Source organism: Frankia alni ACN14a (assembly GCF_000058485.1).
In the GTDB taxonomy this organism is placed as follows: domain Bacteria; phylum Actinomycetota; class Actinomycetes; order Frankiales; family Frankiaceae; genus Frankia; species Frankia alni.
The window spans coordinates 2,816,727-2,830,477 of the sequence record NC_008278.1 but is presented as its reverse complement, the minus strand read 5'-3'; the positions used below and the strand labels follow the sequence as shown (position 1 = coordinate 2,830,477).

Genomic DNA, 13,751 nt, shown 5'->3' with positions numbered 1-13,751 from the left:
TCGCGGTGGAGACGGGTCATGCAACCACGGGAGGAGTGTGGGGTGGGCCGGGAAGCCGACAAGGACGTAGCCCAGTTCGACCGGTGGGCGCCGGACTATGACCGTAGCCCGATGCAGGAGCGTTTGTTCCGGCCGGTCCACGAGCGGACACTCACGCTGGTGGACGGTCTGGGTGTCTCCCCACGGCGGGTGCTCGATGTCGGCTGCGGCACGGGCAGCCTGTTGACGCTGATGAAGCGTCACTATCCCGCCGCGACGCTGGCGGGCGTCGACCCGGCACCCGGCATGATCAGCGTGGCCAGTCGGTCCGGGGTGCCGGCCACCTTGGCGCGGGCTGGCGCCGCGGCACTGCCGTTTTCTGACGCGGAGTTCGATCTGGTGACCAGCACGCTGTCCTTCCATCACTGGGCCGATCAGCGCGCAGGGGTGGCCGAAGTCGGGCGGGTACTGGCCCCGGGGGGAGTGTTTGTCCTGGCGGACTTCCACGCGGTCGGCTTCCTGCGGCCGTTCTTCACCCTCGCACGACGCCGACACCGGATGCATACGCGGCGAGAGATTGCGGACATGATGGCCGCGGCCGGGTTGTGGGTTCAGGGCTGGGCCCCGGCGCTCGATCTGGACCCGCTGATGCGGCTGCGGACCCGTCGGAGCCACCCGGCGACCGGGAGACCGCCGCTGATCACCGCGGTGATCGCCCGCCGCGCCGACGCGCCGGGCCGACGGGCGTGAACCGGACCGGCCGTCCCGGCGCATGGCCTACCGGTCCGCGATCCTCTCCCGCCCTGATCGTCAGCGGGCCGGGGCCGGCCAGTGCGGAAGGCGGGTTCAACGGATGACCTCCCCGATCGGCGGCCCCGCGGCGGCCCTGCCGCCCGGCGGCCTCGTCGTCGAGCTCGGCCGTGACGTCCGGGTGCGCGACGGCGGCCGCACCCTGGTCTGGGGGGCTCCCGCCCGGCTGCTTCATCCGCGCGCGGAGGCGGCCGCCCAGCTGACCGGCCGCCGACTACGGGTGACCGGTCCCACCTCCGAGCGGCTCGCCATGCAGATGCTGGCCAGCGGCGCGGCCCACCCGGTCATCGATCGGCTCCCGCCGACCGAGCTGGCCGAGGTCACGGTGGTGATCCCGGTCCGCGACCGGGCCCCGTCACTCGATGCGCTGATGAGCGGCCTTGGCGACCGAATCCGAACGATCGTGGTCGACGACTGCTCCCGCGAACCGCGTCCCGTCGCCGAGGTCGCGACCCGCCACCGCGCCGAACTGGTGGTGCTGCCCCGCCACCGCGGCCCGGCTGGCGCCCGTAACGCCGGGCTGGAGCGGGTGACCACCCCGTTCGTCGCCTTCGTCGACTCCGACGTCACCGTCGGCCCGGACACGATCGCCGCCCTGCTGCGCCACTTCCATCATCCCCGGGTCGCCGCCGTCGCTCCCCGGATCCTCGGGCGCGCCCAGCCCGGCCGATCGAACTGGATCTCCCGTTACGAGGATGCTCGGTCGTCCCTGGATCGCGGGCCGGCGCCCGCTCTGGTGCACCCACGCTCGCCGGTGGCCTGGCTACCCAGCGCCTGTCTTGTGGCCCGCGTCGACGCCCTCGGCACCGGCTTCACCGACGGCATGCAGGTTGCCGAGGATGTTGATCTGGTCTGGCGGCTGGCTGCCCAGGGATGGCACGTGCGCTACGAACCCTCCGCGACCGCCTGGCATGATCATCGGGTGCGGCTGATCCCGTGGCTACGCCGTAAGGCCTTCTACGGCAGCGGGGGGCGCGCTCTGGCCGAGCGCCACGGCGCCGCGGCGGCGCCCGCTGTCCTCACCCCCGCCGGGGCCGCCTTCGTCGGGGCGCTCCTGGCCCAGCGACGGTGGTCCCTGCCCGCCGCCGCCGTCGCGTCCGCCGTGCTCACCGTTCGCCTGAGGAGGCTCACCAACCGCTCGGACCACCCGGCCCTGCTCGCGGCCGAGCTCGCCGGGCACGACCTGGCCGCCGCCGTCAGGCAGACCAACCGACTCATGATGCGTCACTGGTGGCCGGTCAGCCTGGCCGCCGCGCTGGCCTCCCGGCGCGCCCGTCGAGCCGTCCTGCTGGCCGCCCTCACGGACAGCGCACTCCAGTATCGCCGCGTCCCTCCGAACCTCGGCGCGGCGCGGTTCCTGGTGGCCCGTCGCCTCGACGACCTCGCCTACGGCGCGGGGCTCTGGGCAGGCACGCTCGCGGGTCGCTCGGCCCGGCCGTTGCTGCCCGCCATCCAGCCCTGACCCTCAAGCGTCTTCCGTCGCAGATGAACACGGTTCTCACGGGTCGCGTGAAAGAGTTCGCCATTGCCGGAAGATGAGGGAGGGCTACCATGAAAGTGACCGGTGTGCCTACTGTACTGGTGGTCACTACGGGACACCGAGCCTTTCCCAAAAACGATTTGTTGCGGTGGGTAGTCGCAGCGGGGTGTGTCGGTGCTGGTGTCAGGTGGTGCGGTGGTGCTCCACGTGGAGGATCACGAGGGTGGCCTGGGCTGGACGGCCGCCGGTCAGGGTCGTCACGTCGCGGTTGCCGTGGAGGTTCTGGATCGCGCCGCCGGCGATCAGCACGATGGCCATCAGCACGCAGATCGGCAGCAGTATGCGCACGATGGTGCGGACCAGATCGACCCGAAGTTGCCCAGCTGGTCGGTGTTCTTCCGGGCGAACCCGCGCACCAGTGCGATCACCACCGCGATACCCACCGCGGCGGAGACGCAGTTCTGCACACCCAGCCCGGCCATCTGGACCAGATGACCCATCGTCGACTCGCCGGAGTATGCCTGCCAGTTCGTGTTGGTGGTGAGACTGATCGCCGTGTTCCAGGCGAGCGCCGGCTTGACCGCACGCTGCGGGCGTACACCGCCCAGCGCTGCTCGGCGTCCGGGTCCACTCCGACCAGCCGGTAAATACCCCGCTCGACCCGCAGGTGCTTCCTGCTCGTGTACACCCGGGCCACGTAGTCACCCAGCGGTCGATAGGTCAGCGCGAGGGCCAGCACCATCGAGACGATGAAGACGACGCCCGCGGCATTCGTGCCCATCTAGAAATCCAATGCCCTCTTCCATGACTACGACCAGGCGTTGACCGCATTCATCGGGGTCAACACGAACGCGTTCACCAGGATGGTGAACAAGGGCGATGACGGCCTCTCCGGCTGGAACTGGATGGCACCGCTGGACCTCGTCGGCAGCGCCTCAGACGGTTCTTATTGTGGTGCGTCAGGCCCACCAGGTTCGAGTCCCCCACGGCTCACCAGCCTGCCTGACACTGGCCCGATCCGGCAGGTGAACGTGCAGGTAACCACCCAAATCGGGGTTCTGGAGCCCCACCCAGGCTGACGGGGGCGACCTGGGCTCTCGGCATCGTTCCCTGGGCGATCCGCCGGACATCCTCGCCGGTATCCGCGTGATCACATAACCTGTTGTAAACCGGATTTCCTCACCGGGCCGCCGGCAACCGATAGCATTGCGCATCATTCGGGGAAGGTGTGCCTTTAGCTGATGCCGCGATGAAGCGCCGTACCCAGGCCGCAGATCTTGCTTCTGACTCGTCGGCACGCCGTTGACCTGGTGGCGCGTCGCCGTCTATTTCCATCTTCTGGGAAGCCTTCCGATGCTTTGCACCTGGACCCAAAACCGGAACTCCGGCGGTTGAGAGGCCAAAGAGTTAACCTTCTGATTTCTCTGGAGCTTCGACTCCGTCAACTATCCCGCGGGTAACCCGCACGGCCGGCTGCGCCGATTCAACGGACTGACCAGCTAGGTTGTGGCTCGCAGTAGTGGGGTCAATGAAATTTGCGAGAAAGGGTACGGAATGAAGAAGAGGACCGGACGTTACGCCGCTCTTCTCACGATGTCTGGTGTCGCGACCGGCGCCGTCCTGCTCGGTCCGGGCGTGGCCATGGCACAGGCCGCGGAGCCGACCGTGGCTGCTCCCCCCGCTGGAGCTGCCGAGGCCGCCGGCATCCAGGACCCGTTGTTCCCGGCCTCCTGGCGGTGGGATGCGGACAAGTGGGATCACAAGAAGCGGGACGTCGTCAAGAAGAAGGAGAAGGCGACCTTCGAGCGGGTGACCTGGTTCGACAAGAAGGACCACCACAAGAAGTGGGACGACAACTGGGACGACGAGACGAAGCCGGGTGACGACCCGACATGGAACGACGACGACCCGGGATCGGACGTAGGGGATCCGGCGGCCCTCGCGGCGTGGGACCCGGACAAGGGCAACTGGGATCACAAGAAGCGGGACGTCGTCAAGAAGAAGGAGAAGGCGACCTTCGAGCACGTGACCTGGTTCGACAAGAAGGACCACCACAAGAAGTGGGACGACAACTGGGACGACGAGACGAAGCCGGGTGACGACCCGACATGGAACGACGACGACCCGGGATCGGACGTAGGGGATCCGGCTTCCCTCGTGGCGTGGGACCAGGACAAGGGCAACTGGGATCACAAGAAGCGGGACGTCGTCAAGAAGAAGGAGAAGGCGACCTTCGAGCGGGTGACCTGGTTCGACAAGAAGGACCACCACAAGAAGTGGGACGACAGGTGGGAGCAGCACGATCCAGGCTCAAACGGTCTCGCGGATGACACGGAGGGCGTCGGCATCGCTGGCTAGTACGGCAACCGCTGTTGGGTAGTCGGCCGAGTGGGGCGCCTGCGTGGCGGTGCTCCGCTCGGCCTGCGCCGCGTGGCGGTCGCGGGCGATGCGGCCACCGGCCGGTCGTCGCGGGTTGGACGACTCGTGGAGATCGCCGGTGGCCGTGTGCCCCGAGTCCACCGGCTGAGAACGGGCCCGCCCAGCCGCCCGCCCGTGTCGACCTGGCCCTCCGCGCCTGCCGCGCCACCCTGTGTCCGTGTCCTCCGACCGACGCAGTCTCGTCGACGCAGCCGCAGTTGACGCTCCACATCGCTCAACCTGGATCGTCGAGCCGTCGAAGTCGCGGTAGAGCGTCATCGCTCGGACGCGGTTACCTGCCCCATCCCAACCCGGCGAAAGCCGCCGACGGCAAGCGTCTCCACGTTCTGGCGAAAGACCCGATCACCGCACCGGTCGTCGAGCGAATCTTCCACCGGTACCTCAACGGCATGGGTGTCTTCCTGATCGCCCAGACACTCACCGACGAAGGTGTACTGTCCCCGTCGGCCTACGACCGAGCCCGCAACCGACACCGCACCGGAATCGCCTGGTCCAAGGGCGCAGTGCAAGCCATCCTGGCGAACCCGCGCTACACCGGCTATCAGGTCTGGAACAAACAGCACAAAGCCGAGACGGCTTTGTTGCATTGGCGGAGTCCGCTGTCCGGCGGCTGCCGATCAGTCATGCTCGAGTGATGCGTCGACGTCGTGCCTGTTCACCGGTTCCGACGTCGGAGTTCGCGGGGTTCCGGTTCTCACCGGAGGTGATCGTCCTCGCGGTCCGCTGGTACCTGCGGTAAGCGCCGTCCTACCGGGACGTCGAGGAGCTGCTCGCCGAACGCGACCTCGAGGTTGATCACGTCACGGTGTATCGGTGGGTGCAGCGCTTCACGCCCTTGCTGGTTCAAGCGCCAGACCCGCTACCAGGACACCCATTCCAACACGTCCTGCGATTACACGTTTCATTCGAGCATGTCCAAGTACACCTACGCCGACGACACGGTCTTCCCGATGACCCACTACCTACGGGGGAGGATCGGGATGCCACTCAGCCTGTGGGTGAGCGTGCAATTTCAGATCGGACCCCGCTCCGTCCGTCAGATCAACGTCTACGCGGACTATGTTCTCTAGGTGGAGCAAGATGAGGCCGAACGGCCGTCCGTAGCGTGGGTTTTCGCGTCCGACGTTCCCATACCCGATGTCGCGGCTGCCCTTGGCTCGGGAACCAAGGCCGCCCCGGGCCTGCTGCCCGCCCGCCGACGGGTGACCGCGGCAGTGGCCGCAGCGCTGGAGGAACTACGACCAACATCTCAGTGGATCTCTGTTGCGGTTGGTTCGCCGCACGACAGCGAGCTGGATCGCGCGCGGACTCGCCTGGAGAAAAGGTCAGCTCACCGCTGCCGACGTCGGCCGTCGGCTGGGACTTCCAGTGTCGGAGTCGGAGCTTGTCGGCTGGGTGAGCAAGTGGCCCGTCTCCGTGCGGGGACATGCAGGTGAGTCCGTCCTGTCGGCACTTCCGGCGACCCAGCCAGCAGAGCTAATGATCAGCATAGCCGAATGGTTGCAGGATGTCATTGCCGACGGAGGCACCTCAGATCCCGTGCCGCCATGCCCCGGTCACCGGCACTCGACGCGGCCGCAGATACATCAGGAGCAGGCATGGTGGGTGTGTCCAGTCGACGGGCCCATACGACCGTGGCAGGTATTCACGGAGTGACCAGTAGGAATCTGGGTCGATAGGAGATCCGAGGTCTGGCGTCGAGCCCCCTGGCCGCGCTTTTGCGAGAACGCGGCCCGGGGGCTCGACTCCGGCTCGCCGACAGCGACGCCGAGCTGTGGGCGGGGATCGTCGAGGGCAACCGGGGGCCGATCGCCCGGCGGGTGCGCGACCTCGGCTCCCGGCTGACGGCCCTGGCCGACGTCCTCGACGCCGCCGGTGCCGACGATGTCACCACGGCGGTCACCCGGCTCATGCGGGACGGGCACGCGGGGCGCGCGCTGCTGCCGCGTAAGGCCGGCGCCACGGCGCGGTCGTGGGGCTGGGTCGGCGTGGTGCTCGACGACCGGCCCGGGCAGCTCGCCGCGATCGTCGGCCTCATCAGCAGGTGGGACGTCAACATCGAGGACGTCGGTCCGTTCGAGCACAGCCTGGACGCACCGGCCGGCATCGTCGAACTCGCCGTCGATCCGGCGGTCGCGGACAGTCTCGTCGACCGGCTCACAGCCACCGGATGGACGGCATACCGACGATCCTGATGCGCGTCAGGGGTTCGCGCTCCCCTCGCCCCGCTCGGCCCGGGCGGCGAGCGCGTCCGCCGCGAGGCTGCCCGGCGATGACCTGACCATGCGGGTCAACGGGCCCTGAGGCCGGCAGGCGGCGAGGGCGCGGGGGCATCGCACTGTCGGGGTGTCGGCGGGGACGTAGCCCTTCGAGGCCGCGAGGGCCTCCAGCTCGTCGGCCCGGCGACACACCCCGCGCCGGGCCGACGCCGACGGGCGGCAGCCCTCGAACCTGACAGTACCTCTCTCACCCAAGTACCTTGACAGACACAGTACCTCGTGCGACAGTGTTCATGGAGGTACCGACATGAGCGACCGCAAGGTCACATCCGACCTACTACGCGGAAACACGGACACGATGATCTTGCGGCTACTCTCGGAGTCGGATCGTTACGGCTACGAGATCGTGAAGTTGATCGCCGAACGGTCTCAGGGCGAGTACGAGCTCAAGGAAGCCACGATGTACTCCAGTGTCCGGCGCCTGGAAGCGGATGGCGACATCACCTGGTATTGGGGCGACGAGACACAGGGGGGCCGACGCAAGTACTTCCGGATCACCGAGAAGGGCCGACAGACCTACCTGCGCAACAAGGCGAACTGGGATCACGCGAAGCGTGTCCTGGACACATTGCTGTAAGGAGAGAGAACCCCATGAACGACGGGATCCGCGAGTACGTGGACGGCATCTTCGCGCCCTACGAGGACACGAAGAGCCTCAGTGAACTGAAGGCAGATCTCCTTGCAGACCTCCAGGAGCGTTTCCGTGAGCTCCGCGCCGAGGGCAAGGACGAGCACGCAGCATTCGAACTCACCGTCGACAGCATCGGCGACATCGAGAACACGGTGCAGGAGATGTCCAGTCTGTCCCGCCAGCTCGAGCGGAAGATGGTGACGCGGTTCGACGCGAGCGACCTGCGGAAGAGCGACTTCTCCGGCGTCTCCGGGCGCGGCGGGCGGTTCGAGCGGAGCGCGCTGCGCGGCTCGGACTTCTCCCACGCCGATCTCACCGGAAGCTCGTTCCGGAGCAGCGATCTCACCGAGGCGAACTTCGATGGCGCCAACCTGACCGACGCGAACCTCACGATGGCCGACTTCACCCGGGCCAGCTTCCACGGATCGCAGCTGGTCCGCACCGACTTCAGCACGTCAGGGCTCGCGGAGACGAGGTTCACCGACGCCGCCCTCACAGACGTCAGCTTCCAGAAGGCCTACCTGAGGCGCACTACCCTGACGCACTGCACCTTCACCGGCGTGGACTTCTCCTACGCCGACCTGCGCGGCCTCAACCTCGACGGCGGCACGTTCATAAGCGTGCGGTTCGACATGGCGGCGCTGGAGGACGTGTCGTTCCGCGGCGCGACGCTGCGGGACGTGTCCTTCCGGGGCACCAGCCGGAAGTACCGCAATGCCATTCGCACCGTGAACTTCGACGGGGCACGCATCGACAAGCTGACCTACGCCGGCCTCAAGGGACTCGGCGCGAACGTGGACAACGCGCAGGTTGCGTGAACAAGGACGCGCACGCAGCCACCCCCGCACACCACTGGACCTGACACAGGAGGCAGCCATGTCTGCCAAGCACCCCGCATGGACCGGCATGGTGCCGGTCGACGACACGACCCTGTACGTGGCCGACACCGGTGGATCCGGTCGCACCCTGGTGTATCTCAACGGTTCCTACGCGAACCAGAAGCACTGGCAGAAGGTCATCTCGGAACTGGGCGGCGAGTACCGGCACATCACCTACGACGAGCGCGCCCGCGGCAGGTCGAAGCGCTCGGCCGACTACTCGTTCGAGGCGTGCGTCCGGGACCTTGACGCCGTCCTGCGCGCGAGGGGCGTGGAGCGGCCGATCCTCGTGGGCTGGTCGTACGGGGCGATGCTCGCGGCGCACTGGGCCGCCCGGTATCCGGGCCGCGTCGAGGCGGTGGTGGCCGTGGACGGCGCCATCCCCTACGGCCTGACCGGCGCGGAGTCCGAGGAACGGATCCGGAAGCTGTTCCGTCGGATGCGACTGCTGTTTCCCATCGCCGCCCGGCTGGGTCTGGCCGCGCGGATGAGCGCCGACCAGCACGCGGACGTCAACATCGAGTGCAACGAGATGTCGGCGGTCCTCGCGCCGGTCCTTGATCGCGTGTCCTGCCCCATGTGGTACATCCTGGCCACCGGCGCTCACCTCGGCGCGGAGGAGGAGGAGATGGGCGAGGCGCGGGCCGCGCTCGACCCGGTCCTCGCCCGCAACCCCAACCTGCAGGTGGGCGCGAGGGTGACGAGCAACCACAGCAAGATCCTGCAGAAGGACTCCCCCGCCGTGGCCGGGGTGATCCGCCGCTGCACCGTCCCGCGCGACCACTCGGTCGGCTAGCGGAGCCTCCGACAACCACCGGACGCACGTCGTGCCGGGAGGCCACCAGACGAGCACCTGCCCCGTACCCGGGCCTGCTCTGGACCCTTCGTACGGTCCAGCGGCCCGGGGACGCCGGGCCTGCCTCGTCGCTGGCCGCCCGGCGGGTCTCCGGCGCGGTGGATCGGCGACGGCGCGACGACGCCGCGACGATGACGCCGCGGCGATCGACTGCCCCTGCCCGCTGCCCGCTGCCGCTCAGGCGCGGTGCACCCTGATGTCGCCGAAGGACGTGCGCGCCCGGATCTCGGCCCGGCGATCGGCCTTGCCTGCCTCGGCGCCACCCAGCTCGTCGCGCACGTGGCCGTGTCCGGTGTGGACGTCCAGCCGGGCGGCGGTGCCGGCGGCGACACCCACCTCGACGTCCCCGGTGGAGGTGCGCAGCGAGACCGTGCCGTCGACGACTCCGCCCACCCGGATGCTGCCGTTGGCCGTCTGGGCGTTGACCCCGGCGACCGCGCGATCGATGTCGATGTCGCCGTTGGAGTTGCGGACCTCGACGCGGCCGGCGGCCGCACCGATCTGGGTGGCGCCGTTGGAGTTGCGTACCACCGCGTCGCCGTCGACCGCACCGATGCGCACCGAGCCGATGCCGGTGCTGACGTCGGCGTTGCCCGCGACGCTGTCGACCGCGACATGGCCGCCCCCGGTGTGCAGCCGCACCGGCCCGCACCGCTCCAGCCGGATGGCCCCGACGGAGGTCTTGACCTGGCATTCTCCCAGCTCACCGACGCTGGTCACGTCCGCGAGGGATGCATCGCACGCCACCCGCGACCCGACCGGAAGCTCGATGGTCACGTCGACGGACCTGGTCCGGCGCGAGAAGTCCAGCCAGTGGGTCCGCGGGCCCCGCACCAGCAGCGCGCCGTCGGCGTAGTCGACGCGGGTCTGGCTGGCGGCCTGGACATCCGAGTCGTCGTTCGGGTTGGTCGGACGGACGTCGACGACCGTGTCCCCGCGGCTGGTCGCGATGATGCGCGCGTTGCCGGTGACAAGCTCCAGGGTGGCGACGATGCGAGACGGGGTGTCGAAGACAGACATGGGTAGTCCTCACGTGAATGCCGATGGCGCGGCCCGCTGCCGGTGCCATCGGAACAGAATCGGGATGGCTGTCGGGGGCACCGCGGTACCCGTGGAACCCACGGTCGGGTCCGAGCTGGTCAGGCCTCGGCGAGAACCGCGCACGGCGCGGTGCGCTCCGCGCTCCGGGCGACGATCGAATCGATGATCTCGCCGCTTCGCACGGCGATGTTCGACAGCAGCGAGGAGGACAGGCCGTGGGTGTGTTCGGTGCCGCCCTGCAGGTAGATGCCGCACTGCATCTCCGGCGCGGTGACGATGCGGTAGTCCCGCTCGATCCGGTACCGACCCGCCTCGTCGCGCAGGCAGTACTGGTCGAGGTCGCCGAGCAGACCCGTGGGTTCCATGGCGGCGTAGCCGGTGGCGCAGACGAGGACGTCCACGTCGAGGTCGCGAAGGTCTCCGTCGATGCCCGCCCGGAGGGAGACCCGGGTCTGCGCACCCACGGAACGCACCCCGGCAACTCTCGTCAGGCGGAGGAACCGAAGACGCCCGACGTCGCGCAGGTCGTCCTCGTAGGAGCGGCGATAGAGGTCCCTGATCACGCTGTCATCGACGACGGAGTAGTTCGTGTTGCTGTGGTACCGCCAGAGCGCCTCCCGCGTCCGCTCGGTGGCGTAGTAGTAGTCGTCGATCGCCTCCGGGTCGAAGACCTCGTTGGCGAAGGGGGTGTCGTCCGCGACGCAGTAGCCGTATGACGGGATGATCGCCGACACCTCGGCGTGGGGCAGCTCGTCGTACAGGAAGCGGGTGATCTCGGCAGCGCTCTGTCCCGCGCCGACCACCGCGACCCGGCGTATCCGCGCGGGGCTCGTCCGGCGGAACCTCTCCAGGAACTCGGAGCTGTGCCAGACCCGCTCGCCCCGCTCAACTCCCGTGGGCATCGTCGGCACCAGGCCCGTGGAAATCACCACGTTGCGGGCCTCGACCATCCGGCTGGTTCCGCTGGCGGCGTCCGCGACCTGGAGGCACAGCCGGTCCGCCCGCTCCGGTCCGACGCCGGCCGGCAGCCGCAGCGACCTCGCCTCCGAGCCGTACGCCACGCGATGGGCGACCCGTGCCTGCGCCCACTCCAGGTACTGGTGGAACTCCTCACGGGTGGGGAAGAAGTCCTGGTTGTTCACGAACCTCGGCAGCCGGCCCGACTCGTGCAGATAGGCGACGAAGCTGAAACTCGACGTCGGGTTCCGGAAGGTGACGAGGTCCTTGAGGAAGGAGATCTGCATGGTCGCCGAGGGCAGCAGCATGCTGGGATGCCAGGCGAAGGAGGACCGCCGCTCGAAGAAGATGTTGCTGAACACGTTCCCCATTCCATTGACCCGGAACTCATCCAGGGCGACGGCAAGAGAAAGATTGGAAGGTCCGAAACCAATTCCGACCACATCGTAGATGTCGAACTCGCGAGCACTCATGGAACATTCTCCCGCCGACCTGGAAAGAAACTACGTGATTCACACTACTGATCGGACTGCTCCACACCCAGATAAGCGGCACCCGAGCATGTCTGCATTTCCATCGGCCGATTCGGCAAAGATAGACCCACGCGCCGGGCCCTTCAAGCACGGCAGAGCTGTTCGCATCCGCGGCTGCGTCAGCCGATGCGTCCGAGGAGCTGACGCGGCCGGGGCCCGACAGCGGTCGTCGTTCTGTCCCGTCGCCGGGACAGAACGACGACCGCGATCAGCCGCACCGGAACCACGCCCCGATCAGGACGACGTCGTGCGCCCGGGGCCTCGCCCGGGCCCTGCGGCCGCGACTCCTGACCGGGCTGGGCCGAACCAGGTGTGGAGAGCGGTGCGCAGCGCGGCGAGGTCAGCCGCGTCGCCGGCGCCAGCCACCCAAGCGACGTGGCCATCGGGGCGGATGAGCAGCGCGGCGGGGGCGCTGATCTCGCCGACGACGGGCACCGGCCAGAACGCGTCCTCGCTGCGTGCCTCGACCAGATCGACGCGGTCCGCCCAGCCGTGGGCAGCCGCCGCCAGTTCCGCGCTGCCCTGCAGGTCGAGCAGCACGCCGCGGGCGGCGTGCAGCAGCAGGTGCACGCTGGTCTCGCCCTCGGAGGTCTTGAGATCGGCGTCGGGAACGCGCAGTCCCGCCAGCGGATGACCGCCACCGACCGGATACCGGACGTCGAGGGCCGTCAGCATTCCGCTCAGCTGCCGGTTGACATCGTCGAACACGATGAGTGAACTGAACACGTCACGCAGGGCGTCCATCTGCGGACCGGGACGTGCCAGGGCCGACTGCGCCCGGGTGTTGCGCAGGACCCGCTCCGCGACCGGATGACGCTCGGCGTGATAGCTGTCCAGTAGTTCGGACGGAGCCCCGCCACGCACTACCGAGGCGAGTTTCCAGCCGAGATTGACCGCGTCCTGTACACCGATGTTGAGCCCCTGCCCGCCAGCCGGATAGTGAATGTGCGCCGCGTCGCCGGCGAGCAGTGCCCGGCCCTTGCGGTACTGGGCGGCCTGGCGGGCCGCGTCGCTGAACCGTGAGATCCACCGGGGGGCCCGCATGCCGTAGTCAGTCCCGGCGAGTCTGATCAGCGACTCGCGCAGCTGCTCGAACGTCGCCGGCTCGCCGTTCTCCGCGACCCGGTCGTACTCCGAGGTGATGACCCGGTACCAGCCGGCTTCGAAGGCGATCGCCGAGAAGTGGCCGCCTTCGCAGCGCCGCATGAAGATGTAGTCCTCCGGCAGGTCGGGTAGCTCGACGTCGCCGAGCAGCGCGGTCATGGTCGCCGGTGTGCCGGGGAACTCGATGCCGGCCAGCTTGCGCACCGCGCTGCGCCCGCCGTCGCAGCCCACCAGGTAACGGGCGCGCAGCGTCGTGGGGGCCGCCGGTGCCGTTCCCCACTCCACCGTCACGCCGTCACTGTCCTCGCGGAACCCACAGACCTCGGATGACCAGCGCACCCGGACGCCGAGCTCGGCGGCCCACTCTTCCAGGAGTCGCTCGATGACGGACTGCAGCACCATCAGCGGCTGGGCGTACCTGGACTCCGAGGCGTCGAAGTCCAGCCACAGCCCCGAGAAGTGGCCCACCGACTGCACTTCGCCGGCCTCCAGGAAGCGGTCCAGCACCCCGCGCTGGTCGAGCACCTCCAGCGTACGGGAGTGCATACCGCCGGCTCGCGACTCACCCGTGCGCCCCGCGAGCCGGTCGAGCAGGACCACGTCGACGCCGGCCAGCCGCAGCTCACAGGCGAGCATCAGACCCGTCGGCCCGGCACCCGCGATCACGACGTCGGTGTCGACACCCGCGTCCCGCATGTCGCCGTTACTCATGTCACCGCACCTTTCCCATCCATGTGGATCACTACGTCCCGCCTCTGACGGAC

Annotated in this window: 11 protein-coding genes and 3 pseudogenes; 10 read left to right on the top strand and 4 right to left on the bottom strand. The window is 68.6% G+C overall.

The features are described from left to right. Positions 1-42 precede the first annotated feature (42 nt). Positions 43-729, top strand: a complete 687-nt coding sequence (locus FRAAL_RS11270) for a class I SAM-dependent methyltransferase (protein WP_050997086.1) — start codon at positions 43-45, stop codon at positions 727-729. A 103-nt stretch (positions 730-832) separates the two neighbouring features. Continuing rightward, positions 833-2,251 (top strand): mycofactocin biosynthesis glycosyltransferase MftF, encoded by a 1,419-nt coding sequence (mftF, locus tag FRAAL_RS11265; protein WP_050997085.1) that lies wholly within the window; start codon positions 833-835, stop codon positions 2,249-2,251. Positions 2,252-2,452: 201 nt separating this feature from the next. On the opposite strand, the pseudogene FRAAL_RS31590 reads toward mftF, so the two are convergent. Next, positions 2,453-3,011 (bottom strand): annotated as a pseudogene (locus FRAAL_RS31590) (potassium-transporting ATPase subunit KdpA). Between the two features lie 851 nt (positions 3,012-3,862). Between FRAAL_RS31590 and FRAAL_RS11260 the strand changes: the two are divergent. The 8 genes and pseudogenes from FRAAL_RS11260 to FRAAL_RS11230 all read left to right on the top strand — a co-directional run bounded on the left by FRAAL_RS11260 (position 3,863) and on the right by FRAAL_RS11230 (position 9,292). Continuing rightward, positions 3,863-4,627 carry a hypothetical protein gene (locus FRAAL_RS11260; protein WP_041939160.1) on the top strand — a complete coding sequence of 255 codons (765 nt, stop codon included), beginning with the start codon at positions 3,863-3,865 and terminating at the stop codon, positions 4,625-4,627. 278 nt (positions 4,628-4,905) lie between these two features. After that, positions 4,906-5,343: a recombinase family protein gene (locus tag FRAAL_RS34800; RefSeq protein ID WP_011603733.1), complete on the top strand. Its 438-nt coding sequence runs from the start codon at positions 4,906-4,908 to the stop codon at positions 5,341-5,343. Then, a pseudogene (locus FRAAL_RS31580) lies at positions 5,343-5,555 on the top strand (IS6 family transposase); the annotation flags it as partial. The gene FRAAL_RS34800 and the pseudogene FRAAL_RS31580, both read left to right, overlap by 1 nt. Positions 5,556-5,619: 64 nt before the next feature. Then, the gene (locus FRAAL_RS33525; protein WP_162137443.1) at positions 5,620-5,778 is read left to right on the top strand and encodes a hypothetical protein; all 159 of its coding nucleotides are present in this window, start codon (positions 5,620-5,622) and stop codon (positions 5,776-5,778) included. A gap of 678 nt (positions 5,779-6,456) precedes the next feature. Next, a pseudogene (locus FRAAL_RS11250) lies at positions 6,457-6,903 on the top strand (prephenate dehydrogenase); the annotation flags it as partial. Positions 6,904-7,234: 331 nt separating this feature from the next. Beyond that, the gene (locus FRAAL_RS11240; protein ID WP_011603727.1) at positions 7,235-7,564 is read left to right on the top strand and encodes a PadR family transcriptional regulator; all 330 of its coding nucleotides are present in this window, start codon (positions 7,235-7,237) and stop codon (positions 7,562-7,564) included. A 14-nt stretch (positions 7,565-7,578) separates the two neighbouring features. Then, positions 7,579-8,436, top strand: coding sequence for a pentapeptide repeat-containing protein (locus FRAAL_RS11235; protein ID WP_011603726.1), 858 nt, complete (start codon positions 7,579-7,581; stop codon positions 8,434-8,436). Between the two features lie 58 nt (positions 8,437-8,494). Then, a complete protein-coding gene (locus FRAAL_RS11230) occupies positions 8,495-9,292 on the top strand; it encodes an alpha/beta fold hydrolase (RefSeq protein WP_011603725.1) in 798 nt (265 codons plus the stop codon). 237 nt (positions 9,293-9,529) lie between these two features. On the opposite strand, the gene FRAAL_RS11225 is transcribed toward FRAAL_RS11230, so the two are convergent. From FRAAL_RS11225 to FRAAL_RS11215, 3 genes are all read right to left on the bottom strand, one after another. Then, positions 9,530-10,372, bottom strand: coding sequence for a DUF4097 family beta strand repeat-containing protein (locus tag FRAAL_RS11225; protein WP_011603724.1), 843 nt, complete (start codon positions 10,370-10,372; stop codon positions 9,530-9,532). A gap of 119 nt (positions 10,373-10,491) precedes the next feature. Further along, on the bottom strand, positions 10,492-11,823 hold the full coding sequence (locus tag FRAAL_RS11220) for a lysine N(6)-hydroxylase/L-ornithine N(5)-oxygenase family protein (protein WP_011603723.1): 1,332 nt from the start codon (positions 11,821-11,823) through the stop codon (positions 10,492-10,494). A gap of 294 nt (positions 11,824-12,117) precedes the next feature. Further along, positions 12,118-13,698 (bottom strand): FAD-dependent monooxygenase, encoded by a 1,581-nt coding sequence (locus FRAAL_RS11215; RefSeq protein ID WP_011603722.1) that lies wholly within the window; start codon positions 13,696-13,698, stop codon positions 12,118-12,120. Between the last annotated feature and the right edge of the window lie 53 nt (positions 13,699-13,751).

What these genes read in the sequence shown, in the direction of transcription:
- FRAAL_RS11260 (WP_041939160.1), top strand. Translation starts at nt 3,863, where the DNA reads ATGTCTGGTGTCGCGACCGGCGCCGTCCTGCTCGGTCCGGGCGTGGCC.
- FRAAL_RS11225 (WP_011603724.1), bottom strand. Translation starts at nt 10,372, where the DNA reads ATGTCTGTCTTCGACACCCCGTCTCGCATCGTCGCCACCCTGGAGCTT.
- FRAAL_RS11240 (WP_011603727.1), top strand. Translation starts at nt 7,235, where the DNA reads ATGAGCGACCGCAAGGTCACATCCGACCTACTACGCGGAAACACGGAC.
- FRAAL_RS11235 (WP_011603726.1), top strand. Translation starts at nt 7,579, where the DNA reads ATGAACGACGGGATCCGCGAGTACGTGGACGGCATCTTCGCGCCCTAC.
- FRAAL_RS33525 (WP_162137443.1), top strand. Translation starts at nt 5,620, where the DNA reads ATGTCCAAGTACACCTACGCCGACGACACGGTCTTCCCGATGACCCAC.
- FRAAL_RS11215 (WP_011603722.1), bottom strand. Translation starts at nt 13,698, where the DNA reads ATGAGTAACGGCGACATGCGGGACGCGGGTGTCGACACCGACGTCGTG.
- FRAAL_RS11230 (WP_011603725.1), top strand. Translation starts at nt 8,495, where the DNA reads ATGTCTGCCAAGCACCCCGCATGGACCGGCATGGTGCCGGTCGACGAC.
- FRAAL_RS11220 (WP_011603723.1), bottom strand. Translation starts at nt 11,823, where the DNA reads ATGAGTGCTCGCGAGTTCGACATCTACGATGTGGTCGGAATTGGTTTC.
- mftF (WP_050997085.1), top strand. Translation starts at nt 833, where the DNA reads ATGACCTCCCCGATCGGCGGCCCCGCGGCGGCCCTGCCGCCCGGCGGC.